The sequence below is a fragment of the Flavobacterium algicola genome (assembly GCF_022399565.1).
Lineage (GTDB): Bacteria > Bacteroidota > Bacteroidia > Flavobacteriales > Flavobacteriaceae > Flavobacterium > Flavobacterium algicola.
Genome location: NZ_JAJTUT010000001.1, coordinates 506,838 through 532,640 on the forward strand (window position 1 = coordinate 506,838; position 25,803 = coordinate 532,640).

General features: G+C 34.8%; 21 protein-coding genes, 1 pseudogene and 1 riboswitch. Of the genes and pseudogenes, 13 read left to right on the forward strand and 9 right to left on the reverse strand.

What is annotated here, in order from left to right; genetic code table 11:
• Window positions 1–138 precede the first annotated feature (138 nt).
• Window positions 139–477 (reverse strand): hypothetical protein, encoded by a 339-nt coding sequence (locus LXH21_RS02220; RefSeq protein ID WP_239862371.1) that lies wholly within the window; start codon window positions 475–477, stop codon window positions 139–141.
• A gap of 61 nt (window positions 478–538) precedes the next feature.
• Between LXH21_RS02220 and LXH21_RS02225 the strand changes: the two genes are divergently transcribed.
• The 5 genes from LXH21_RS02225 to LXH21_RS02245 all read left to right on the forward strand — a co-directional run bounded on the left by LXH21_RS02225 (window position 539) and on the right by LXH21_RS02245 (window position 4,360).
• On the forward strand, window positions 539–715 hold the full coding sequence (locus LXH21_RS02225) for a DUF5522 domain-containing protein (RefSeq protein ID WP_239862374.1): 177 nt from the start codon (window positions 539–541) through the stop codon (window positions 713–715).
• 81 nt (window positions 716–796) lie between these two features.
• Complete coding sequence (locus LXH21_RS02230) at window positions 797–1,336, forward strand: DUF4136 domain-containing protein (RefSeq protein ID WP_239862376.1); 540 nt, start codon at window positions 797–799, stop codon at window positions 1,334–1,336.
• 202 nt (window positions 1,337–1,538) lie between these two features.
• Complete coding sequence (gene ilvA / locus LXH21_RS02235) at window positions 1,539–2,783, forward strand: threonine ammonia-lyase IlvA (protein WP_239862378.1); 1,245 nt, start codon at window positions 1,539–1,541, stop codon at window positions 2,781–2,783.
• Between the two features lie 36 nt (window positions 2,784–2,819).
• A complete protein-coding gene (locus tag LXH21_RS02240) occupies window positions 2,820–3,218 on the forward strand; it encodes a group III truncated hemoglobin (RefSeq protein WP_239862379.1) in 399 nt (132 codons plus the stop codon).
• 11 nt (window positions 3,219–3,229) lie between these two features.
• On the forward strand, window positions 3,230–4,360 hold the full coding sequence (locus tag LXH21_RS02245) for an esterase-like activity of phytase family protein (RefSeq protein ID WP_239862380.1): 1,131 nt from the start codon (window positions 3,230–3,232) through the stop codon (window positions 4,358–4,360).
• A gap of 104 nt (window positions 4,361–4,464) precedes the next feature.
• Here the strand turns inward: LXH21_RS02245 and LXH21_RS02250 are convergent, their stop codons facing one another.
• From LXH21_RS02250 to alaS, 4 genes are all read right to left on the reverse strand, one after another.
• Window positions 4,465–5,121 carry a DUF4230 domain-containing protein gene (locus LXH21_RS02250; protein ID WP_239862381.1) on the reverse strand — a complete coding sequence of 219 codons (657 nt, stop codon included), beginning with the start codon at window positions 5,119–5,121 and terminating at the stop codon, window positions 4,465–4,467.
• On the reverse strand, window positions 5,121–6,068 hold the full coding sequence (locus LXH21_RS02255; RefSeq protein ID WP_239862382.1) for a GSCFA domain-containing protein: 948 nt from the start codon (window positions 6,066–6,068) through the stop codon (window positions 5,121–5,123). Before LXH21_RS02255 ends, LXH21_RS02250 begins: the two co-directional genes overlap by 1 nt.
• Window positions 6,069–6,074: 6 nt before the next feature.
• On the reverse strand, window positions 6,075–6,854 hold the full coding sequence (locus LXH21_RS02260) for a hypothetical protein (protein WP_239862384.1): 780 nt from the start codon (window positions 6,852–6,854) through the stop codon (window positions 6,075–6,077).
• 100 nt (window positions 6,855–6,954) lie between these two features.
• Window positions 6,955–9,591: an alanine--tRNA ligase gene (gene alaS / locus LXH21_RS02265; protein ID WP_239862386.1), complete on the reverse strand. Its 2,637-nt coding sequence runs from the start codon at window positions 9,589–9,591 to the stop codon at window positions 6,955–6,957.
• A 319-nt stretch (window positions 9,592–9,910) separates the two neighbouring features.
• Here alaS and LXH21_RS02270 point away from each other — a divergent pair, with 319 nt between their 5' ends.
• From LXH21_RS02270 to LXH21_RS02295, 6 genes and pseudogenes are all read left to right on the forward strand, one after another.
• A complete protein-coding gene (locus LXH21_RS02270) occupies window positions 9,911–10,888 on the forward strand; it encodes a M23 family metallopeptidase (protein WP_239862388.1) in 978 nt (325 codons plus the stop codon).
• A gap of 90 nt (window positions 10,889–10,978) precedes the next feature.
• Entirely contained in the window at window positions 10,979–11,311 is a 333-nt protein-coding gene (locus LXH21_RS02275; protein ID WP_239862389.1) for a MerR family transcriptional regulator, read from the forward strand.
• A gap of 138 nt (window positions 11,312–11,449) precedes the next feature.
• On the forward strand, window positions 11,450–12,043 hold the full coding sequence (locus tag LXH21_RS02280) for a LemA family protein (RefSeq protein WP_239862390.1): 594 nt from the start codon (window positions 11,450–11,452) through the stop codon (window positions 12,041–12,043).
• Window positions 12,044–12,134: 91 nt separating this feature from the next.
• Window positions 12,135–12,576 (forward strand): annotated as a pseudogene (locus tag LXH21_RS02285) (TPM domain-containing protein).
• Window positions 12,576–13,427 (forward strand): TPM domain-containing protein, encoded by an 852-nt coding sequence (locus LXH21_RS02290; RefSeq protein ID WP_239862392.1) that lies wholly within the window; start codon window positions 12,576–12,578, stop codon window positions 13,425–13,427. The pseudogene LXH21_RS02285 and the gene LXH21_RS02290 overlap by 1 nt, the downstream one beginning before the upstream one ends.
• Window positions 13,428–13,615: 188 nt before the next feature.
• The gene (locus LXH21_RS02295; protein WP_239862394.1) at window positions 13,616–14,611 is read left to right on the forward strand and encodes a hypothetical protein; all 996 of its coding nucleotides are present in this window, start codon (window positions 13,616–13,618) and stop codon (window positions 14,609–14,611) included.
• A gap of 81 nt (window positions 14,612–14,692) precedes the next feature.
• Here LXH21_RS02295 and LXH21_RS02300 read toward each other — a convergent pair whose 3' ends face one another.
• The 3 genes from LXH21_RS02300 to LXH21_RS02310 are packed head-to-tail and all read right to left on the reverse strand — an operon-like array spanning window position 14,693 to window position 19,062.
• Entirely contained in the window at window positions 14,693–15,802 is a 1,110-nt protein-coding gene (locus LXH21_RS02300) for a PKD-like domain-containing protein (protein WP_239862396.1), read from the reverse strand.
• 28 nt (window positions 15,803–15,830) lie between these two features.
• Complete coding sequence (locus LXH21_RS02305; RefSeq protein WP_239862398.1) at window positions 15,831–16,976, reverse strand: YncE family protein; 1,146 nt, start codon at window positions 16,974–16,976, stop codon at window positions 15,831–15,833.
• A gap of 31 nt (window positions 16,977–17,007) precedes the next feature.
• Window positions 17,008–19,062 (reverse strand): TonB-dependent receptor plug domain-containing protein, encoded by a 2,055-nt coding sequence (locus tag LXH21_RS02310; RefSeq protein WP_239862399.1) that lies wholly within the window; start codon window positions 19,060–19,062, stop codon window positions 17,008–17,010.
• 105 nt (window positions 19,063–19,167) lie between these two features.
• A riboswitch (cobalamin riboswitch) is annotated at window positions 19,168–19,398 on the reverse strand.
• A gap of 295 nt (window positions 19,399–19,693) precedes the next feature.
• On the opposite strand from LXH21_RS02310, the gene LXH21_RS02315 reads away from it, so the two are divergent.
• Window positions 19,694–20,107: an RrF2 family transcriptional regulator gene (locus LXH21_RS02315; protein WP_239862400.1), complete on the forward strand. Its 414-nt coding sequence runs from the start codon at window positions 19,694–19,696 to the stop codon at window positions 20,105–20,107.
• A gap of 236 nt (window positions 20,108–20,343) precedes the next feature.
• On the forward strand, window positions 20,344–22,887 hold the full coding sequence (locus LXH21_RS02320; protein ID WP_239862403.1) for a TonB-dependent receptor: 2,544 nt from the start codon (window positions 20,344–20,346) through the stop codon (window positions 22,885–22,887).
• 121 nt (window positions 22,888–23,008) lie between these two features.
• Here LXH21_RS02320 and LXH21_RS02325 read toward each other — a convergent pair whose 3' ends face one another.
• Window positions 23,009–25,780 (reverse strand): outer membrane beta-barrel protein, encoded by a 2,772-nt coding sequence (locus tag LXH21_RS02325; RefSeq protein ID WP_239862405.1) that lies wholly within the window; start codon window positions 25,778–25,780, stop codon window positions 23,009–23,011.
• Window positions 25,781–25,803: the final 23 nt, after the last annotated feature.

A 25,803-nucleotide genomic window follows, 5' to 3' on the forward strand; every position in this document is an offset into this window, starting at 1 on the left:
GAAAAACAAAATCAGGATGTGTATGCGTGAAGGATAGTAGTGGAGCTCTTTTTTATTTTGCTTTTTCTGCAAGATAAAAAAAGCGGGAACGAATAGCCTGACCCGTAGTTTTTACGAAGGGGCACGCCCTAAAAATATTTAGATTTTTGATCGAATGTATGATAGGAATTTGAAAGCTTTGCGTTGGTGCAGGTAGTCCAAATTAGATTCATTGGCATAGGCTTCTCTTTCAAAACTTATATTTTTGTAGGCAATATACTTGTCTTTATATTGTATCAATCTAATGAGATATTCTAAGCCATACCATAGAAAAAAAGGAATGATTAAAAGTTCTATTTGCTGCTTAAGATGGATTTTTTCGTGATTAATAAATACAACATTGACTTTGTCTGCAGCATATTTCATAAATACGAAAGGAAAGAGTGTCAAACCTCGAAAACTCTTTGGCGTTAAATATTTGGTAACAACAAAAAACATTGCTTATAAATTTATAATTTTGCTTGAAAGACTTCTATCTTTATCGATCTAATTTGATAGCATGGATGACCAAAGTAACAAAAATAAATTGATTGAAGGAGAAGATTTTTACTATACACCCGAGGGTTACAAATGCTTAACCGAAAAGCACCACCTCAAGAGAGGGTATTGTTGTAAGAATGGTTGCCGACACTGCCCTTATGGTTACGACAAGAAAACTGGTAGAATAAAAAAATAAATTTTGATTGGTATGATTTTTGAGTTATTAAAAATACCACAACTTATTATACTTCAGATTGATAACTAAAATATTTTTATTATGAAAACTCTTAAACTCCTACCCTTATTTTTAATTTTAATCTTGACCTCATGTACTAGTGTGCGTGTGAATGCAGATTACGACTCACAAGTTGATTTTACTCAATTTAAAACATATGCCTTTCATAAGAACGGCGTTGATAAAGTTCAGGTATCTGAATTAGATAAAAGACGTATTCTACGCGCAATTGATGATGAGATGACAAAAAAAGGTTACACCAAAAGTGATAATCCAGATATGTTAATTAATATATTGACCAAAGAGAGAGAACGTCTAAATGTAAATCAATTTAATGCTGGCTGGGGTTACGGCTGGGGATGGAGAAACCCGATGTTTATGATGGGCGGAAACTCTTTTGTCAATGCGACCACAGAGGGAACTTTATACATTGATTTAATCGATGCCAAAAAGAAAGAATTAATTTGGGAAGGTGAAGGAATTGGATCATTGACAGAAAACAGATCTAGGAAAGAAGAACAAATAAATGAATTTGTTGCTAAAATTATCGCTCAATTTCCGCCAACACAGGATAAAAAATAAGAATGAACTAGTATAGTTATTTCTATATGCTTATTTTTACACTCGAATTAAACTATTGACCCGAATTAACTACTATTAATACCATTTTAACCACATTGTATTTTATATTGATGTAAAGATGTTATTTATACGAGTCTATGATAAACTTAATAAAATCAACCTCTCGCTTTGAGAGGTTTTTTTTTATTTAAAAAAGAAAAAAATGAATTTGTTTGCCGAAGTAGAAGCTGCCCAATTACAATTAAAAGATGTTGTACCAAGTACCCCTCTCCAAAAAAACCTGAATTTATCTGATGAATTTGGTGCTACTATATTACTAAAAAGAGAGGATTTGCAGATTGTACGTTCTTATAAAATTCGTGGAGCTTACAATAAAATTAGTAGTTTGAATGATAGTGAGAAACAACAAGCTATTGTATGTGCCAGTGCAGGTAATCATGCTCAGGGTGTGGCTTATTCTTGTCATTTGCTCGAAATAAAAGGTACAATATACATGCCTAGCACAACGCCTAAGCAAAAGGTAAAGCAGGTCCAATTATTTGGAAAGTCATTTGTCGAAATTGTTTTGACAGGAGACACATTTGACGATGCATTTGCCGCCGCAATGGAAGATGCTACCAAAAATAATAAAATATTCATTCACCCTTTTGATGATCCTAAAGTTATTGCGGGCCAAGGTACGGTAGGTCTCGAAATTTTGGAAGCTTTTAAAAACCCAATTGACTATTTATTTTTACCTATTGGCGGCGGTGGACTAGCAGCGGGAGTTTCGACTGTTTTTAAGCAATTAAGCCCCAAAACCCATATTATCGGAGTCGAACCAAAAGGGGCTCCAGCTATGCAAAATTCTATCGCACGTGGTCAAAACACGGTTTTGCAATCTATTGACAAATTTGTTGATGGTGCTGCCGTAAAACAAGTAGGACAGCACACGTTTGAAATTTGCCAAAAAAATCTAAGCGATATCGTTTTGGTACCCGAAGGAAAAGTATGCACTACAATTTTGCGCTTGTATAATGAGGAAGCTATGGTTGTTGAACCTGCAGGAGCCTTAACCATTGCGGCCCTTGAATTTTATAAAAAAGAAATAAAAGGAAAAACTGTAGTTTGTGTAGTAAGTGGTAGTAATAATGATATCGAACGTACAGCCGAAATCAAAGAACGATCTCTGCTTTATGAAGGATTAATGCATTACTTTTTAATTCAGTTTCCACAACGTCCCGGAGCTTTAAAAGAGTTTGTAAATGATATTTTGGGACCTACAGATGACATCACTTACTTTCAATACAATAAAAAAACCAATCGCGAAGTAGGCTCAGTTGTCGTTGGCTTAGAATTAAAAAATAGAGATGACATTAATCCGATAAGATCAAATATGACTAAAACAGGATTTGAATACAAGTATCTTAATGAATTGCCTGAGCTTTACACGCAACTTATTGGTTAATAAGATAAAGTGAAATTATACATCAAAAACAATATTATGCCTCTAGAAGATATCAAAACCATTGAAGATATAAAGTTATTGGTAAATACTTTTTATTCAAAAGTACAAGAAGATCCATTTATCGGACCGATTTTTAATGAGAAAATCGCAAATCGCTGGCCTGATCATCTGGAGAAAATGTACCGTTTCTGGCAAACAATTTTACTCGAAGTTCATACGTATTCGGGAAGTCCGTTTCCACCCCACAAGCATCTTCCAGTTGAGAAAGAACATTTTGATCGCTGGATGGAAATCTTTATTGCAACAGTAGATAATTTATTTACGGGTGCTATAGCAGATGAAGCGAAATTAAGAGCCAAAAACATGGCAGATATGTTTCATTATAAAATCAATTATTTTCGAAATGAAGCGCAAAACAATACTATCAAAAACTAATATATTTCCTCATGCGTAAATTATTTTTTCTTGCATTATCAACTTTAAGCATTCTTTCTTGCAGTGGTCTTAAAACATCAACTGATAAAAATGAAGCTCCTACTTTAAAATTTGTAGATGCTGTTGAAGTTCCCTACAATACAGAATTTAAAAACACTTTGGTTGGCGGTTTATCAAGTATTGATTACGACGCTGATAATGAACTGTACTACTTTATTTGTGATGATAAGTCAAGCTTTAACGATGCTCGGTTTTACACTGCCAAAATCCCTTTACAATCAAATAAAATTGAAAGTGTGGATTTTCAAAATGTAGTAACATTAAAAAATGCCAAAGGAGAAAGTTACAGCGATTATGACAAATTTCCAGACACTTCTTCCGATCCCGAAGAATTGCGTTATAACTCAAAAACAAAAACTGTGGCATGGAGCAGTGAAGGTGCACGCGTAGTTTCAAAAAATACCACAATTCTACAAGACCCAACCTTGCAAGAGGCGACATTAAACGGAATTTACAGTGACACCTATACATTACCTTCTAATTTAAAAATGAAAATAGAAGAAAAAGGACCGCGCAATAATGGTGTTCTCGAAGGTCTAACTTTTGATAAGGAGTACAAAACACTTTATACAAATATCGAAGAACCACTTTATGAAGATGGTGCAAAAGCAACTACTTCTGCTGGAGGTTTGATTCGGTTTTATCAATTTGACGTAAAATCAAAACAAAATACAGCGCAGTACGCCTATCTTTTGGAGCCGATTGCAACGGAACCTATTCCTGCAAATGGCTTTGCGGTAAACGGAATATCGTCTATTTTATATTATGACCAAAATCGCCTATTAACGGTAGAACGCTCTTATTCTGTAGGGAGACAATCCTGCTCAATAAAAGTGTATTTGTCAGACATATCGAAAGCGACTAATGTAAAAAACATGGCTTCGCTGCAAAATCAAGATATTAAACTTGCTACCAAAAAATTAGTCTTAGACATGGATGACTTAGGGATTTTTATTGACAACATCGAAGGGATTACTTTTGGTCCTAAATTATCCAATGGCAAGCAATCAATTTTATTTGTAAGTGACAACAATTTCTCTGACAAACAAAAGACTCAAATATTGTTATTTGAAGTTGAGTAGATTGTTCTTGCTATTAAAAAACAAAAGCTACAACCTATCTAAGTTGTAGCTTTTGTTTTTATTTTACTAAATGTATTATTGTATCAAACTACTAAAGCGTTTTATTATCCTTTGATCTTTACATCCAAATCAGAATCATCATTCACTGCTTCACCGTCGTACTGCAATTTCCAACCCATGGATTTTGTCACAATCAGTAATTTTGACAATTCAGACACGAATCGATTTTTTGCATTTTTCTTCAGGGAGGAGCTTTCTACTTTCTTGGCAATGTTTGCTTTTGCGATTTTTGCAATTTTGTTGTAATCATCACCCGTAAATTCATTCATACGACTCGATTCTGTATCGTAATATTTAAGATCGGTACTTATTTTGATTTCTTCTTTTGGAATGTTAACAATGTTAACCACTTTATTTATAGAATCAATATCATACTTCACCAAACTCAAATCAAACCCAACTGTTACATCTGCGTTAACGATGACTAAGGCTTTCTTTTCAAAAGCGATTAAATTGCCTAAATATTTTTTATTGTCTTTGTAAGTTAGTACCTCGGCAAAATGGCCTTCTGTCACTACCAATTTTCCAACATTCTTTATTTGTTGTTCAATTAGAGCGGTATCGTATTCAACAGTGGAACTGTCCTCCTTTTTGGTAAAGTATTGGTATCCCAAAAAAAGTACAATCGCTACCAAAATTAGTATTATCCATTTTCTGAATTCGTTAAAATACGAGAGCATATTTCTTTCTGTAGTCATCATTAAAATTTAATGTTTGGGTATTCGACTGCTAAATTATTAATTTTATTATTCAGTTTGAGTAAAAACTTTTGATGGCTGACCGATTCAAGATTGAATGGTTTATGTCCTAAGCTTTTCTGAATGGAATCAACGGCTGCCATAGCATCAAACACTGATTCGCTAATAGCCGTCTCCTGAAATCGCCCCCAAATAAAATCAACAGCCAGTTCGCTAGGGTGTAACATATCTGCTGCATAAAATCGATAATCTCTTAGTTCATCCATCATAATTTCGTACGAAGGAAAGTAACTGCACAACGCATCTGTCTTAATGAAACTATGAATTGCTGTAATCAAATGTGCTTTGCTCAACGTATTTTCTACATAACCATCCTTTATGTGACGCACAGGAGAAACAGTAAAAATAAATTTAGCTCCTGGATTTAAAGTCTGGATTAAACTAACTGTAGAATCGATAGCTGTTTGAATAGCGACTATCGAAAGTAGCTCTTTCGTAAACTCCTTTTGTGGCACTTTGTGGCAATTAGCAACTATTTGATTATTATCATTCAATCGATAGACCCAAGATGTGCCGTAGGTAATTTGAAAATGAGTTGCCTCGTTTATATGACTATGGGTCTGTTTAACAAGTTTATTTAGATTTGCTAAAAAAACCTCTTTGTCTGGATTCGAAAGTTCGGAATGTAGCTCGTAACAATGCCACAGATCATTGTGAAAGAAAATATCGCTTTCGATAAAAAATCTTTTCTGCACCGCACGTTCTATTAAAATTTGAATAGAAACCGGGTTGAAGATTATCCCAAATGGGTTACAAAAATTTTGAAATTTGTAGTAATCTAATTTATTGGCAATATTGACTGCAAAGCAAGACCCTATAGAAACAATTTTCGAATTATAATCTATCGGATAACTGCTTTTTAAAATTGGTATTTTCAGTCTAAATTCCATTTGCAACTAGTATATATAAACTATTTTTTCACTTACAGTAAGTCCTTTGTCAGCGATAGTTACAAACGAATTTTTCTCTTTGGGATAATTTGACTCATCGTATTTGAAACTGTTGCTGTAAAAAGTAGCTGAAGAGATAACTTGACCATTCGACTCAATAGTATTCTCAACTGTTTTTACTAAATAATTGTTCGATGAAATTTCACCCCCTTGGTCAAGCAATTTATTATAACCGGTAATTGCGCTGTAGGGATTCGTTTTTTCATCATACTCATAATTCACAACATACTTCGTAACCACTCCAGAAGGTTGGTTATCCAAAGTTTGCTCTTCTTTAACTAAATTCTCCTTATCGAAGGTTAAAATTCCATGGTGAATTTTCGTTTCGGTGTTTGCAACACTTATGTCAAATTTTTCAAAAGTGACAGTACCATCTGCATTGTGAGCATATCTTACTACATAATTATTTGGAGATAATACAGTTTTTAGTTTGCCTCCTTCATATGTGTAGCCAACGACAGTTTGAATAGCAGACGCTTTATTTGTGGTCGTTATAGCTGTAATCAGTCCCATTGTATAGGTGAACTCTTTTAAACTATCACTATTTTCGATCGTTGATATTTGCGACCCTTGGTAAGAAAAAGAGGTTGTGACTTTCGACCCACCATCAAGTGTTCGATCAATTGTTTTTAAAAATTTTACTTGTTCATCTGTATCCTTCGTGCATGATACAAACGAAAATAGTATGAGTGACAAGAACCAAAATACATGTTTTTTAGTTTTCATTTACTGAAATATAAATCTTAATTACTATTATGGTATTCTTTATATAATTCGAAAAGCCAAAAACTAATTGATTTTATTTCTGGCTTTTCGATTCTTGTTACTATTTTATATAATCAATTGCTTTCGATAGCGCTTCGTTAATTCCTTCTGCATTCTTTCCTCCGGCTGTTGCAAAGAAAGGTTGCCCTCCACCTCCACCTTGGATAAACTTACCCAATTCACGAACAACTAATCCAGAATTTAATCCTTTTTCTGCTACTAATTCTTTCGAAATATAGCAGGATAACATTGGCTTACCTTCTTCGGCTGTAGCTAGAACCAAGAACATATTGGTTCCTAAATTCCCCAGTTCATAAGCCAAATCTTTAGCACCCTCAGGATTTAAATCTACTTGTTTTGCTAAAAACTGTACTCCGTTGATTAATTGTACTTCTTGAGCCAGTTCTACTTTAATGTTTTTAGCTTTGTCTTTCAACAAGGCTTCCAATTGTTTTTTCAACTTTGCATTTTCGTCTTGAAGTGCTACCACTGCTTTGACAGTATCTTGCGGATTCTTTAAAGTCGTTTTAATTTCGCCCAACAAGTTTTCTTGTGATGTATAAAAATCTTTTACGGCTTGACTTGTAATTGCCTCAATACGACGAATTCCTGCTGCTACTGCTCCTTCTGACACAATTTTAAAGTCCCAAATTTCAGAAGTATTATTTACGTGGATTCCTCCGCATAATTCCATACTTTTTCCGAATTTGATTGCACGTACATTGTAGCCATATTTTTCTCCAAACAAAGCCATTGCACCTTCGTCTAACGCTTGTTGGATTGGAATATTGCGACGCTCGATTAACGGTAATTGTTCTTGTATTCTAGCATTTACAAAATCTTCTACCATTTGCAATTCTGAATCAGTCACTTTTGAAAAGTGCGAAAAGTCGAAACGTAAATTTTTTGAATTCACCAACGATCCTTTTTGCTCTACATGCGTACCCAGAATAGTGCGTAACGCTTCATGCATTAAGTGTGTCGCTGAGTGATTTTTTGCCGTTGCAGCTCTCAAATCGGTATTGACGTTGGCTACAAAACTTGCATTAATATTTTCTGGTAGTTGTTTTGCAAAATGCAAAATCAAATTATTTTCTTTTTTAGTGTCAATTATTTCAATGGTTTCATTAGCAGAAACTAATGTCCCCCTGTCTCCAACTTGACCTCCACCTTCGGGATAAAAAGGGGTAGCGTCTAGAACGATTTGATATAAAACTCCATCCTTCTTTGAATCTACTTTACGTATACGTGTAATTTTTACTTCATTTGCAACTTGGTCGTATCCTACAAACGACTCTGTATTTCCTTCAACTAGAATTTTCCAGTCATCAGTTGAAACCTCTGATGCAGCACGAGAACGTGATTTTTGTTCTTGCATTGCTTTATCAAATCCTGCTTCGTCTAATGAGAAACCTCTTTCTCTAAGAATCAAAGCGGTAAGATCTATAGGAAAACCAAATGTATCGTATAATTCGAATGCTTTAGCACCATTTACCTCTTTACCATTAGTTTCAGCAATTACTTTATCTAATAATTGTAAACCTTGGTCTAATGTTCTTAAGAAGGATGCCTCTTCCTCACGGATAACATTAGTAACAAGCGCCTGTTGCTTTTTAATTTCTGGAAAAAATTCTCCCATTTGATCTGCTAGGACTCCTACCAACTCATAAATGAAAGCTTCCTTTGTATTTAAAAAAGTAAAACCATAACGAATCGCACGACGTAAAATTCTACGAATTACATATCCAGCCCCCGTGTTAGATGGCAATTGTCCATCGGCGATAGCAAAGGCTACAGCACGCACGTGATCGATTACAACTCGAATTGCAATATTGGTTTTATTTTGCTCTTCAGAAACGTCTTTGATTTCGTTTGTGGTGTATTTAAACCCTGTAATTTCTTCAACCTTTGCAATTAGTGGTGTAAATACATCTGTATCATAATTTGATGTCACACCTTGCATAGCCATACACAAACGCTCAAATCCCATTCCGGTATCCACGTGTTGTGCTGGTAATTTCTCTAGCGATCCATCTGCTTTACGGTTAAATTCCATAAATACATTATTCCAAATCTCTACTACTTGTGGATGATCTGCATTGACAAGACTAAAACCAGAAACAGCTGCTCTTTCTTCGTCTGTACGCAAATCAATATGAATTTCAGAACATGGTCCACATGGTCCTTGATCACCCATTTCCCAGAAGTTGTCTTTTTTATTTCCCAAAATGATTCGGTCTTCGGGTACAAATTGCTTCCAGATATCAAAAGCATCTTGATCGAAAGGTACATTCTCAGCTTCATTTCCTTCGAAAACAGAAACATACAAACGGTCTTTATCTAATTTTAAAACATCCGTCAAGAATTCCCAAGCCCAAGGCAATGCTTCTTTTTTGAAATAATCACCAAAAGACCAGTTTCCTAGCATTTCGAACATGGTATGGTGATAGGTGTCAAAACCTACATCTTCTAAGTCATTATGTTTTCCTGAAACACGAAGACACTTTTGCGTGTCGGTGATACGATTACTTTTGGGTGTGGCGTTTCCTAAAAAGTATTCTTTAAACTGTGCCATGCCCGAGTTGTTGAACATCAAGGTTGGATCGTCTTTTAGAACTATAGGTGCCGAAGGAACAATTAAGTGTCCTTTACTTTCAAAGAATTGTAAGTACGCTTTGCGAATGTCTTGTGATTTCATTTTTATTTTTTATCCTGTTAATCGGTTAATCGTTTGGTATCAAACGCAAATAACCAAATCGTCTATTTTTTTGGTGCCCCAGATGGCAGTGGAAAGCTTCGAGAATGGGACTCTATTTTTTTCTTGAAGCGGCAGAGCGACCGGAGGAAGCTCCTGCAGTTTCATTAGAAAAAAAGAGTACCTATCGAGAACTTGCAACGCACAGCTGGATTAGGCTCTTATTATTATTATTCTTAAAAAAGCGGTGGTACAAATGAAACATTTATTAAATTTGTTCGACTAACCTTTTTGAACGTGCAAAAATAGGGTATTTTAAAATATGGCGAAAGTAAAATATTATTACGATTCTGAAAATCTGGCATATCGGAAGATTAAAACCAAGAAAAGACACAAATTTGCCTATTTTGTGTTGTTTTTGGTTGCTTCGTCTTTGTTTGGTTTTCTGTGTTTTGTTGTATTATTGAACACACCTTATTTTGATACTCCAAAGGACCGACTTTTAATGCGTAGAAACGAAAATTTAAAGCTAAATTATGAGGTTTTAAATAAAAGAGTTGAAGAACTCTCAACAGTTACAGCTGCCATTGAAGATAGAGATAATAATTTGTACCGAACTTATTTTAATACAGCTCCAATTCCCACCGAAGAACGCAAGTCGGGAATAAAAGACCCAAATCGTTATGCGGAATTGCAAGGTTATGATAATACAAAATTGGTATTAACCACAACGCAAAAAGTAGATGTTTTGGCAAAAGAATTGGCTATTCAATCTCAGTCATTGGATGCGATATTAAAATTGGCAAAGGAAAAAAACAAACTTTTGTCAGCTATACCTGCCATTCAGCCAGTACGCAATGAAAATTTAAAAAGAATGGCTTCAGGTTTTGGATACCGCACAGATCCTTTTACCAAAGCTCGAAAAAGACATGAAGGCATGGATTTTACAGCGCAGACAGGGACTCCCATATACGCAACAGGTGATGGAGTAGTTACTCAAGCAGACGCGAATGCGTCGGGTTATGGTAATCATGTGGTGATTAGGCATGGTTATGGATACGAAACATTGTATGCACACATGAGTAAATACAATTGCCGACCGGGACAACGTATTAAGCGAGGTGACGTAATTGGTTTTGTTGGAAGTACCGGAAGATCGGAAGCACCGCATTTGCATTATGAAGTGCACAAAGATGGTAAGGTTGTTAATCCCTTGAATTTTTATTACGGAAATATCTCAGCGGTCGAATATGTTGCGATTTCACAAATTGCAAATCAGGAGAATCAGTCGCTTGATTAACGATTTTTGATTGCTGATTAAAGATAAATGAAGTTTGATTTTTGAAATTGAAGTTTGACTTTCGAACAAAATAATTATTAAAAAAAGAATATGCACATAGAGCTTTCTAAAGATAAAAGGTATTACAGTATTGGTGAGATTGCCAAGGCTTTTAATGTGAATGCTTCGCTGATTCGGTTTTGGGACAGTGAATTTGATATCTTAAAACCAAAAAAGAATGCCAAGGGTAACCGTATGTTTACTCCCGAGGATGTGACTAATTTACAATTGATCTATCATTTGGTAAAGGAAAGAGGCTTTACACTCGAAGGAGCAAAAACGCATTTGAAAGAAGGACAGAAGAAAACATTGGATAAGTTTGAAATTATTCGGAAATTGGAAGGAATTAGAACTCAACTAACGAATATTAAAAATGAACTTTAGAATTGCAATGAAGAATAGCAATCACTGTCAAAATTGTGATTGTAATTTTATCTCTGAGATTGAATTTTGAGATTACATATTGAAAGTAAGTATTGATAGAATTAAAACAAAAAATTAAACTTTAAATTAAATAGAAAAATGAATTTTAAAAAATTTTTACCTTGGATTATTGTCGCTGTAATCGTTATCGTTGGTTATAGCTGGGTTAAAGGAATTAACAATACAGCTGTAACATTAAATCAAGATATTGAAGAGTCTTGGGGTAATGTACAAACGTCTTATCAAAGACGAAATGACCTAATAGGAAATTTGGTGAACACTGTAAAAGGGGCCGCAGACTTTGAAAAAAGTACTTTGACAGCTGTGATTGAAGCTCGTGCTAAAGCAACTCAAACTACTGTTGATCCATCAAATATTACTCCGGAACAATTGGCAGCTTTTAATTCTGCACAAAGTGGTGTGAGTAGTTCATTATCTCGATTATTAGTTACTGTTGAAAAATATCCTGATTTGAAAGCAAATCAGAACTTTTTGAAATTGCAAGACGAATTGGCTAGTACAGAAAATCAAATTTTGACATCTCGTACTCGTTTTAATGAAGCTGTTAAACCATACAACACACACATCAAAACATTCCCTAATTCTATGTTTGCTGGAATGTTTGGTTTCCAAGAAAAAGCCTATTTCAATGCGGTTGAAGGCGCTGAAAAACCAGTAGAAGTACAATTCTAATATTCTAAATTTAAAACTTATTTCACAAATTGTTACAGATCAAAATTGTTGACAGTTTGTGAAATTTGTTTTTTTATAAAAAACCCAATTTATGTCAAAAGCAGAAGATTTTTTAACGCCCGAAGAAGAAAGTGCTATTGTAGACGCAATCAAAGTAGCTGAGCTAAATACCTCAGGAGAAATTAGAGTGCATATTGAGAACACTACAGAATTAGACCACTATGATCGTGCCCTAGCCGTTTTTCAGTTACTAGGAATGACCAATACAGAACAAAAAAAATGGTGTTTTATTTTACGTAGCAGTAGCCGACAAAAATTTTGTAATTCTTGGCGACGAAGGAATTAATGACATTGTTCCAGATAACTTCTGGGATAACACCAAAGACTTAATGGTAGAACAATTCAAAACTGGTAATTTTAAACAAGGTTTGATTGATGGAATTCTGAGTGCTGGACAAGAATTGAAAAAGCACTTCCCTTACACAAGTGATGACATCAACGAATTATCGAACGAAATATCTAAAGGAGAATAATGCAAAAAACAAATTTTAAAATATCATTTCTGAAAATTAAAAATCAGCTAGTAAATACCAATTGGCATAGTTTGGCAATTGTTCTGTTTTTGCTAAATAGCGGTTTTTTATTTGCACAATATACCATCCCTGAAATTCCGAAAATGCAAACTTCGGTCTATGATTACGGGAATGTTTTGAGTAGTACTGAAAAGGCACAATTAGAAGAAAAATTAGTTCGCTATGCCGATACTACTACAACTCAAATTGTAATTATTACTATCGAAAGTTTAAAAGGTGAAGATATTGGAATCTTAACCCCAAAATGGGCGCAGCAATGGGGAATTGGTGGTACAAAAAAAGACGATAATGGTGTCCTTATTTTATTGGCAAAAGCCGAAAGAAAAATATGGATTTCTCCAGGATATGGATTGGAAGACCGTTTAACAGCCGGAATTGGTGGAGAAATAACTAGAAATATTATTATTCCCGAATTCAAAGCCGGTAGCTATTACAACGGACTAGATAAAGGTACTGATGCTCTTTTTAAAGTCTTCAATGGTAAGTACAAAGGGGAACGCAAACAAGCAGAAGGAAAAGACTTTCCGATTTTTCCATTTATCGTGATTATAGTCATCATCCTCATACTAGCTTCTAAAAATAAAGGAGGCGGCAGCGGTGGTGGTAACTCAGGTAATCGTTCTCGAGGTCCTAGCCTACTTGATGCTATTATTTTAAGCAGTCTTGGTCGCGGTGGCGGAGGCGGCGGATTTGGAGGAGGATCATCTGGTGGTGGTTTTGGAGGTGGAGGCTTCGGCGGTGGTTTTGGCGGCGGAGGTTTCTCTGGCGGTGGATCTGGCGGAAGTTGGTAATCTAAAAATTTAACTTAACAATAAAAACTAAAAACAGGCAATAGCCTGTTTTTTTTATGCGTTAAAATAAAATACACAAAAGTCTAATAATCTTCGCGCATAAAACCTAACTAAATAATAACCTTGTAGTTAACAAAATTTCATAAGAATATAATTATATTTGTTTGGTAATTTAAATTTGAGAAACATTGAAAAAAATAAAATTAAATTGTATCATTCTATTAATTGCTTGTTGTAGTAGCACTGCTGGTTATTCTCAATTTGGAGGTTGGAAAGACAAAATACTAGAAGTAGGAACAGCAATGGGAACTAAAAAACTAGGCCTAGATGAGGTGCTAAAAAAGCCTGCAGCAATAACAACTTCATTTGACGATGTTGACATGAAGGGATCGAAATTCCCAGATTTAATTGCTGTAAAAAATGCACAACAGCTATACTTATTACCAAAAGCTGCAACAGGAGGATTTGTACTTTGTGAAGGATTTTTTGAAATGACCAATAAAAGTTATTGTTTAAAAGCTGGAACTTATGCTCCATCAAAAGGAGATGGTTATATGTATGCACCAATTTTAGGTCCTAAGCATAACATCATTACTACAATATTAAAGAATGCAGAGACCAAACCAGAAGTTAATCAAAACGATATTCAAGTACTGTTATGGACGATAATAGCGAGAACACGTTTTGCCGATTATAGTGGCCAAGTAAAACTTACTGCGGTGGCATTATTAAGTCCGATGGAATTGACACATCTTGAAGGTGGAATGCTTGGGGTTTTACCTGCGAGCGTTATGAGCAAAGCCAAATCAAAACTTCCTTCTGGCATCCAAGATGCGTTTGAAGCTGAAAATAATATTCGAAAAATGGTCGCTTCGGGGAATTACACCTATGCTGAAATGGAAAAATACGCAATTATAGCTGGTATGGCTCCATCTAGAAGTGATGTACCTAGTGGTATCTGGACTTTGCACCCTGATGGTTATTACATTCGCTATTTCCCAGCGGGATATTCTGTAACTAAAGTACAGCTTTATGTTCCCGCTGCACTAATTGCCTCGGGAAAAACGATAGTCTATGATGCTACAGACGATATTGCTTGTCCTGCCAATACAGGCTCACAACGTTTGGCGCAAACAAATGAACCATTAAAACCCGACTATTCGGTAAAAATAAATTGCAAATAATTAAGTTGTTATTAGCTCTTCTATAAACAAAAAAAGCTTCAGATCTCTCTGAAGCTTTTTTTGTGAGTTACATTTAAATTATTAAATATTCAAATCTTTAAATCCTGCTACTTCGGTAGACTGTTCACCTGTAGACGAGTTCTCTGCTCGGTTTGAATTGTAAACTTTTACAAAATCGATTCCTTTTAACTGTACCGCTTTTCCATCCTTATCTACAGCCCAGCTTATGTCAATTTGTGATTTAGCATCGGTATTAGACCAATTGTCAGCATATCCAAATTCATAGGCTGGAGTGATCCAATAGCTTGTTTTTGCCATAGTTGATTTCAAAAAGGTACCCTTTAAAGTCAATGTTTCACCTTTCCAACTCGGATAATAAGTTTGTTTATGGTAAGCATTTTTCGAAAGGTATCCAGTTTGTCCTTGATTATCTACCCATTTGATATAATTTGGCTCACTAGCATTTGCTGGCTCTGTAGCTGGTTTGTAATAGGTAATTTCATAGTTCTTAATTGTGGTGTCTTTGTTGTACTCTGAACCAGCAATTTCATACCATTCATCATCTGCCAATCCATTTCCATTAGCATCATTTGAAACCATAATAATTCCAGGTTCAGCATTATTGGCAAATGCATTTCCAAGAACTATAAAATCGTTTCCTTCTTTATTAATCACCGTATGATCAAAACCAAAAATCACATATCCACCAAATCCACCCAACGTAATCATACTATTGGCAGTTAATTTTTCTTCTGCTTTTACTCTCATCGTCTCTGCCGTATCATCTGTAGTTGCAATCGGCAGTACATTGATAAATTGTCCTGGAGCTGGTAAATATTCAAATACTTTTGTTATCTTATTGATATACGTTTGCTCATTAACTGTAACCATAAAAGTTTTGGTAGTTATTCCTCCAGCATTTTTTGCAGTTAACTGAATAGTATGCGTTCCAGCTGCGGCAAAAACATATTCAAAGTTTGAACTCATAGCCACTTCAGTACCATCAAGTAGCCAAGAATAAGTAATATCTTGACTATTTTTTACTTCTGGTTGTATACGTAACCATTTCATTTTATCAATTGCAAAACCACCAGTAGGTTCTGTAATTGAAATTTCTGGAGCTGCTATTTCATCTTCAGAACAAGCTGTCAGAGATAAAATTAAGGATAGTGCGAAAATAATTTTCTTCATTTAACAATAGTTTAAATAATATTAATTTTTATTTTGTTTTGTTTTTAAAAGCAATATGAGCTGGAATATCACCGGTAGTCACCGAAAATTTCAGGTTACCAGTTGCGTCGACACAATACAATTTTCCGGGGGACACATAGTCACCTGCATCTGTGATATAAACATTTTTTGATAAAGGATCAACTGCAATCCCGTAAGGAGTTTGAATAAGGTCACTTACCGATTTTGGCAGAAAACTAGCTGTACTCAAAGTTTCTGTTCTTACATTTATTAGCGAGTAACTAATCACAAAATTAAAAGTGGTGTAACTAAAATCAGATCCAATTACATACGCATTATCTCCTACTATCGTCAAATTAGCACAAGCAACATCAAATACTTTTTTAACTGCATCTGTTTTTGTATCAATTACAAAAAGATTCGATGGTATGCTGTAATAATCACCTCGAGAACTCACATATAAATCACCATCGCTATCTGCCTTTAATCGGTGAAGGTTAACAGCAACTTCAATATCTTTTATTTTTGTAAATGTTTCTAGGTCAATGACCGAAACAGTTTTTTCATAATTATCCGGATTATACCCACCTGAATTGGCTACATATAACTTTTTCCCAACAACAGCAATTTCCTCTGGTTGACGACCTACACGTACCGTTCTTGTAATTTTTAATGCAGTAGTGTCTATTTCAGAAACAAATCCGTTTGGCGAACTGTCTCCTACTCCTACTTCTCCATCGTATGCGCTCACGTATGCTTTACCACTTGCAAATGTGATGTATCTACAGTTTTTTACATCAATAACTGCCAATCGTTTTTCGGTGGTGGCATCTAAAACCTCCACTTTATTGGAGTTATTTATTACTGCATAAATCTTGTTACCATAAATACCAATATCGTTCCCTACATCGCCCAGACCCAAAGTAGCATCAGGATTTGCTTGACTGTAAATATTACGGCGGTAAGTACCTGTTGCATAATCGTAATAATCCAATGAAGCTTTATTCGAACTCATATTACCCTCATTAAGGAGGTAAAATCCCTCCACAGACACTACCGTTTCTGATGGCAACTCTATTACTTCTTCTTCAATTGAAGGTGCGTCTTCTTGACACGACGTAAATGCAACTGCCAAAAGCAATAACAACCTCCCATATTTATAATTAATTTTCATTTGTTTTTTATTTAAGTATTTGTTTTTTGTTTTAGAAATTAAAAGATATGTTGAAACGATAATTACGCCCAGGCATTGGGAAGTTCAGCACTACGTCATAATACTGATTAAAAAAATTATTAACCTCAACACCTGTTTTTACAGGTATATTTAATAATTTACCTGTCCAAACCAATGCCATATCACTCGTGTACCAAGGTTGTACATAGTTTACCGGTATATTTGCCTTCTGGCTGTAACGAGCACCTGTATAAATGAAGCTGTAATTTATTTGCCAGTTCTTCCAATTCAAAGACGATGTTAGCGTGCCACTGTTCTCTGGGGTGTATGGAATCTGATCTTTATACGTGGTGCCTGTCGGAGAGGTGATATCAATCGCCTTCTGATAAGTATAACTAATGCCTATATCCAAAAATAATTGTGCTGGTAACTTGAATACAAAATTGGTATTTATATCAATTCCTTTTATTTCGACTTCTCCTAAGTTGACCATCGTCCATCGGAAAAGATTAGCTGATGGCATTGCTATAATTTTATCTTTCACGCGGTTGTAATACAGATCTGCTTGAAAAGAAGCTGTTTGTAATACTTTAGCAGGTTCGATAATATAAGTACTTCCAAAATTGTACTGCGTAGTAAATTCGGGCTTCAAAGAACTGTTCCCTATAAAAGTGTAATATAAATCGTTGAATGTCGGCATTCGAAAAGATTCTTTGTAGAAGGCTCTAATTCTAAAATTTTTATCATTAAAAGGTTGATAGGATGCTGATAATACGGGACAAAAAATTCGTTGACTATCACCTTGTTGGTATTCTTTTACTTGTTCATCTACATAGGTACCCAACAGATTGGCTTGAATATCTAGACGGTCCCAAGTCATTTCACTAGATAAAGCTCCTAGATAAGAATATCGAGTTGGGTATGGAAATCGATATAAATTAGCATCTAACGTATTTATCGAAAAATCGGTTGCTAGGGAAGCCTTCCACCATTTAGTAATGTGATATAAATTGGCTAAGGAGGCGTAGAACTCTTTTTGATAATATTTATTATCCATCACTCCTTCTAATGTTTTGTAATCGGGATCTATGTAACGACTGAAGTCATTACTAAATTTAAGGTTGGCTAAAAGTTCAAACTTTTTGGCGTACGAATTTTGAAAAGATCCTTGAACGAAAAAATTTCGATCCGATTGTCTTTGTACGTGCTCATAATTATTGGCAACAATTGCTCCAGGCAAACCGCGGTCCGAATCATAAAAATAAGCTTTAAAAGTTGCTTTGGCTGTCTCACTTACCTGCGCATGAAGCGTAAGTTCGCTTCTAATTGCCTCAATATCTCCATTTTGACGAACAGCAGTTGTGTCGTAGCCATTTAGTTTTTGGTAGCGGTATTTATAATGTCCATCTGCTTTTGTCCATTCGGTACTAACCGTGAGTGAAATTTTCTCTGCTAGTTTTTGTTCGAAAAGCATAGCAGGATTTACTAATCCGAAAGATCCCGATTTAAGACCTATTCGAATATTAGTATTTTTATGCTCTTTAAATTGTGGAAGTTTTGTGCGCAAATAGAGCGTATTGGAAGCAAAAAATCCTCTTGCTGGCTGAAAAATTGTTGATTTTTGACCATTGTACAATTCAATTGCTTCAATATTATCGAGAGAATACCTCCCCAAATCGACTTGACCATTTTGAGCATTACTTATACTCATTCCGTCATAAAAAACGGCGGTATGCGCACTTCCTAGTGAGCGCACGTTAATTGTTTTCAAACCCCCAATTCCACCGTAATCTTTTAGCTGCACACCTGAAAAGTATCGGATAGCATCTGCTACAGACAAACTATTAAGCTTTTCCAGTTGCTTTCCTGATAATATTTGCACAGGCATTGGTGAGTCAATCTTAAATTCTCTTTTACTAGTATAAAGAATCACCTCACTCAAATGGTGTGGTTTTAAAGTATCTGATTCTTGACTTAGAACATGGGAACGTTCTTGCGCATAAATAGGATTCAATAATAAAATCCATACAAGCAAGTACAGTCCACCTTGTAAAAGGTAAGAATGCTTAATGTTACATAAACGCATAAATAGTCTATTCTATTAATAAAATAGTGCTGTTTTGATAAATTCGAAAAATCAATTTTTAATTATGATCATCGGTATTGTGCTGAAAGCTTTGGTCCACGAAAGCTTCAATTGATACGCATGGCAGGTCTCCTGACTACTTCCCATTTTGAGCCGCCTTCCCACATTTATAGTAAATGCAGTGGCAAAAGTTTAGATTACGCTAATTTAATCGCTATAATCTGTCAAAATGTTGCATGGAATTCACAGTAACGGGCTTGTTCAGGATTTATACCTGATTCCCTCTTAGTTGACTAAATCGAAAAATTTAGCCAAACCATTGCGAGCGCAAAAGTAATTAAAGTTTTCATAAATAATGACCTCAGCTCTTAAAAACTAGCAATGATTTAATATGCAACATTACACAGTTGCGCGAAAGCTGGAAGAATTGAAAAATAAATTAAGCTGATTTATGTAATTCATCTTGGAGCTTCGTGCTTGGAAATACCAACTTTAACACAACTTCGCCGATTTTGATTAGATAAAAATGATTCAATTATATAAACCGATTCGAATTAACTTGTCTCTTTTGTAAAATTATTTATCTTTAGCTTAAATTAACTTGAACCTCACAAGAGATTACTCATAGCACATGCTTTCACAAAAAACCAAATACGCACTAAAAGCATTACTTTACTTAGCGCAGCAGGATGTAAATCACATTTCTAAAACTACAGATATTGCCGAAGCCGCCAATATTCCGAAGAAGTTTTTAGAACAGATTTTATTGGATTTAAAGCGCGGTCATTTTGTTGGTAGCAAGCAAGGAAAATACGGCGGTTATTATCTCTTAAAATCTGGAAACGAAATTACTTTGGCCGATATTCACCGCTTATTTGATGGCGCTATAGCACTTTTACCATGTGCTTCTCTCAATTTTTATGAACGTTGTTCTGACTGTACAGATGAATCTGAATGCCTACTGCGACACGGATTAATGACTATAAGAGACGAAACTTTAAAGGCTATGAAAGACATTACCATAGCTTCTTTGGTAAATAAATAAAAAAATATATTTTAAACTCGACTAATTACATAGGATTTATATATATTTGCAACCGATTACGATTACAAATATAATTTTCAACCGATGAAAACAAGTCAAAAAGGGTTCAGCAATAGGAACCAAAATCAAGTAAAAAATTCAAAAATCAGCAAATTGAGTAATTGCTGTATGATGTGTAGATACCAATAAAAAAAAATTTAATTTAAACTCTACTACTCATATATAATTACTCAATAATGAAAACAGCTATAAAAAATATATTTACTACAATTTTAGTTTTAAGCATCTCAAATACATTCGCTCAACTTATTACTGGCGAAATAAAAAACAATGATAACCTTCCTTTAGAATCTGCCAATATTATCATCAATGGGACCACATTTAATACGACCTCTGACAAAGACGGAATTTTTAGCATAGATTCAAGGGCAAAATTCCCTCTAACATTGTTAGTGCAGTACACTGGTTATAAAACAGAGCGCGTTCAAATAACTGAAAACCCTTCCACTTCCTTAAACATACTTTTGACTGAAGACAACAAACTAAATGAAGTAGTTATCTCTTCACGAAAAAGAATTGAAAAATTGCAGGAGGTGCCAATCGCAGTTGCTGTTTTAAGCGGAAAACAAGCTGAACAAGCAGGTGCTTTTAATGTAAACCGTATAAAAGAATTAATTCCATCGGTTCAGTTGTACTCATCAAACCCTAGAAATACCGGAATAAACATTCGCAGTCTAGGTTCTCCATTTGGACTTACTAATGACGGAATTGATCCTGGAGTTGGATTTTACGTTGATGGTGTATATTACGCCAGACCAGCCGTTACAACACTTGATTTCATAGATTTGGAAAGGATTGAAGTATTACGTGGTCCGCAAGGTTCATTATTTGGAAAAAATACTACCGCTGGAGCTTTTAATGTAATAACTAAAAAACCAAGTTTTACACCAGCAGCTAATTTTGAGGTAAGCTATGGTAATTACAATTACTCACAAGCAAAAGCATCTGTCACTGGTGCTTTAAGTAAAAAAGTGGCCGGGCGCCTTTCTTTTTCAGGAACACAAAGAGATGGTTTAATTGATAATGTAGCTACAGGAAAAGCTACAAATACTTTAAATAATCAAGGAATAAAAGGACAAATATTATACACTCCCACAACTACTACCAACGTATTAATCTCTGCAGACATTACAACACAACGCCCAGACGGTTATGCACAAGTGATCGCCGGTGTCGCGCCTACGCAGCGAGCGGATTACCGACAATTTAATGCTATCATTTCTGATCTTGGTTACCAATTACCAAGTAAAAATGCTTTTGATCGAAAAATAGATCACGATACACCATGGCGTTCTAATCAAGATTTGGGAGGGATTTCATTAACAGCAGATACAAAGATTGGATCAGGAACTTTGACATCAATAACAGCTTGGCGTTTTTGGAACTGGGATCCATCCAACGACAGAGATTTTACAGGATTGCAAGTATTGGCCAAATCACAAAATCCATCGAAGCAAGAACAATTTACTCAGGAAGTACGCTATAATGGAAAGTTAGCATCGAATATTACCATCGTTGGTGGTCTATTCTTCATCAATCAAAAAGTTATTACTGATGGGACAGAAGAATCCGGAAGCGCACAATGGCGATTTGCTAAAAGCACTACAAGTAGTTTATGGGAAACACCCGGCTTGTTTGAAGGCTATGGAATAAAAACCAATTCGACTATCCATTCCTCTAGTTCTGCAGTATTTGGACAAGTAAATTGGGCAATCAATGATCGTTTACATTTGTTACCAGGAATTCGATTCAACTATGATAAAAAGGAAGCAAACTACGATAGAAAAACATATGGTGGTCTTCAAACAACAGATCCAGCCTTAATTGCATTGCAAAGGTCGGTATATTCAGACCAAGCATTTGATACTAGTACAGACAATACTGATTTTTCTGGAAACATTACTGCTTCATACAAGTTGTCATCCAAAATAAATACTTACGCAACATTTGCTAAAAGTTACAAACCTGTTGGTGTAAATGTAGGCGGACTACCTACCTTGAATGGTGCACCTATATTAGAGCTTGCCGTTATCAAACCAGAAGAAGTAAATCATTATGAAATTGGAATAAAGACTACGCCTTTTACCAATTCGGTATTGAACTTTACACTATTTAATACTGATGTAAAAGATTACCAAACTCAGGTACAAGCTGCTGAACTAAGTGTAAATCGTGGCTACCTTGCAAATGCTGATAAAGTGAGAGTAAGAGGTGCTGAAGTTGATGCTAGTATTGTAGTTAATAAAAATGTAAGTTTTAATGGTGCTGTTACGTATACAGAAGGGATATATTTCTCTTTTAAAAACGCTCCCTTACCACTAGAAGAAACTGGAGCTGCAGTTTCATTTAAAGATGTATCCGGAACTACTTTGCCAGGAGTTTCAAAATGGGCAGGATCATTAGGAGGGGAACTATCTGAATCAGCAACATTTTTTGGAAACCAAGGTAAAGTTTTCTTCGCACTTGATTCTTATGCACGTTCTACATTTTCATCTAGCGCCTCGGCATCAAAATATTTAAATATAGAAGGTTATGCTATTTTTAATGGAAGGCTTGGCTTTAGAGCTTCAGAAGGTTTGTCGGTTAATATTTGGGGACGTAATTTATTAAACAAAAACTACTACGAACAGCTACTTCCCGCAGGAGGGAATGCAGGACAATATGCAGGAGTACTAGGTGATCAACGAACGTATGGTATTACCTTAAAATACACACTGTAAATTGTAATCAAAGATTTTTTAAATCAATATTTACAGTAAAATAATTAGACCTCATCATAAATAAAATCCCTGCAAGTTTAGTTTCAAAATTTGCAGGGATTCCTGTTTCAAAGTTATTTAATTAATTATCTCTACTTCGCCTTTGTCTGTCATTACTATCATTAGATTCACCTCCCGGAGGGTCAACACCTCCAAAATTCTTAATTTTATAGATTAGTGAGAACATTGCATAACGTTTCAAAACTGTATTTTCCTCATCTCGAATAGAAGTATCAGTTATAGTTCTTGTAAATCCTTGATTTTGATTTAAAATATCAAAAACTTTCATGCGAGCAGTTAATGTTTTATTTAAGAATGTATATCCTAAACTCATATTCCATAATTGATAATCGTTACTAAAACCGGCACTCGAATTAGCATTGTAACTGTATGCAAAATCATTACTTAGAACCCATTTCTCACCAAAGTAGTTTGTTGTTCTCAAATTCATTTTATGCACCACATTGGAGCGCGCATCAATAGAATAATTGTTGTATTTTGATTCATTATAGGCAAATGTATAAAAGGGTGTTAATGTCAACAATTCACCATAATTGAATGAAAAATAAGTTCTAGGTTTAAAGGATAGTACTTTTGCATCATAGAGTACATTATTAACAAAACCTTTGTCAAAAGAGTAATCCGTATTGAATCCGGCACCATAGCGGTAACTATTCCCTTCTATTTTCTTATAACTATTCCAATAAAAACCAATACTCGTATTATAGACATCGTATATATTGTTGTAGGTTGTTACACTCGTTCCGTCTTCTGCATACACTCTTGCTGAAACAATATCTACATCGACGACATCTGCTTTTACATACATGCTAAAGCCAGCTCGTTTTTGAATGTTGAAATTTCGAAAATTAAAACTAAAGCTATGTTTCTTTATTGGATCTAAATCAGGATTACCCGTAACCGTATTTACAGCATTACTTATGTCTAAAACAGGAAGCAATTGATAAGCTGTTGGTAAATTAACTCTATAATCATATTTTAAAAAGGCATAGTTTGACTTATCAAACTTGTACTTAAAATTGGTATGCCATTCTGGAATGATATAATTTGTTTTCAAATTGGTATCAGCACCTAAGTAAAGTGAGTTGTTATCATATTGCACCAATGCCGTACTATTTTTTACATTAAAAGAAAATACTTTGTTATTATAAAAGAAACCCATTTTTGGTGCAATGGAGCGCAGGTTTGACGATACATAACTTGATTGAGCATCATTTACCGTAGTATAATCATCGGTTGTACTATTATAATCGAAAGTATTTTCGTCCGTCACAGTGTTATCTGATTTGTACTCTACTCCTACTCTCAAACGAATGACATCTGAAATAGGCTCGGTGAATTCCACCTGTCCATAATAATAGTCACGCTTAATATCATTGTCAACCATTTGGTTTCGCAAAGTCGTAATTCCTGTAGTATATGATGTTACAGAATTATCAGTAAGACCTTGTTGGTTATTTTTGGAATTATTATTTGTAAGCGAAAAAATCAAATTTCTAGATTTTTTACTAAAACTTTTATTGATAGTTAATTGATTATCAAAATTCAATTGCTCATTTGTTCTAAAAGTGGTACCTATATTTTCATTTAACAAAGCGCCAGCTTCATCTGTAGAAACACTACTAGAGGAGCTGTTGTTTTTATAATTTGATTTACGAATATTGGGTTCAAGAACAATTTGCACTGTTTTTATTGGCTTGTATGTAAGTTCAAAATTTAATTTGTGATTGTTGTTTTCCACTTTCGCACCAGAGAAGGATGCTGTGGTGATATTTCCCGTTGGCAAAAACTGTACTAAATTTGTTTTCTTATCATTATTGTTCACACTATTATTAAAGGAATAGTCAGCTGTTGACTCAAATTTATCAGACCATTCATTATAGTAATTTAGCCCTATAAGATTACTAGTTGTAATTCCTTTTCTCGAAATGCTTGCGCCTACATCTCCATTAGATTTACTTTTATCATCACCAAAGGATTCATCAATAGCAAAACCAGATAAATTTATATTGTTTACCGCTCCCACTGCACTGATACGTTGTTGCTTGTCAAATTGATTGATTAAAAAGCTACCTTCATAGCGATCATCGGTACCATAGCCCGCGAGAAATTTACCAAAGTAACCTCTATTCTTTTTGTCATCTATTGTTAAGTTTACACTCAAAAAATCTGAAGCTGCATCATCACCCGACAATTCCTCTTTCTTTGTTTTCAAATCAGAAACCTGAATTTTATTGATAATATCTGCTGGAAGATTTTGCAAAGCTACAGCACCATCTTTACCGAAAAAAGCTTTTCCATTAACCAATATTTGATTTACTTCTTTTCCGTTGACTGTAATTTTTCCATCGTCATCGATTACAAATCCTGGTAACTCTTTTAATACAGCATCGACATTATCATCTGGACGAACCTTAAATGATGCGGCATTGTATTCCAATGTATCTTGCTTGACTTTAATTGGTGGAGCAGCTGTGGTAATCACTACATCCTTTAAAACATTCTCGGTGCTAAATAAATATATTGTGCTTAAATCCTTGTTCTCGGTAATGTCTGATAATTCATCCTGATAATTTTCGTGTCCTACATAAGAGATTTTCATAAAAACAGGACTTTGATATTTCTTTAAACGAACTTTAAACATCCCTGCATTATCAGAGGTAGTAGAACCAAGTTTTAAAGAATCTTTTACTACCGAAAAAGAAACATTGGCACCCTCTAAAGGTTGTTGTGTATTTATATCGAGTACTTGGCCTTGAACAAAATAACTCTCTTGGGCAAAAGTGGATAGCGATAGCAACAAGAACAGGATAACAAAGTGGTATTTAAACATGATTTATTTTGATAGGTATTCAT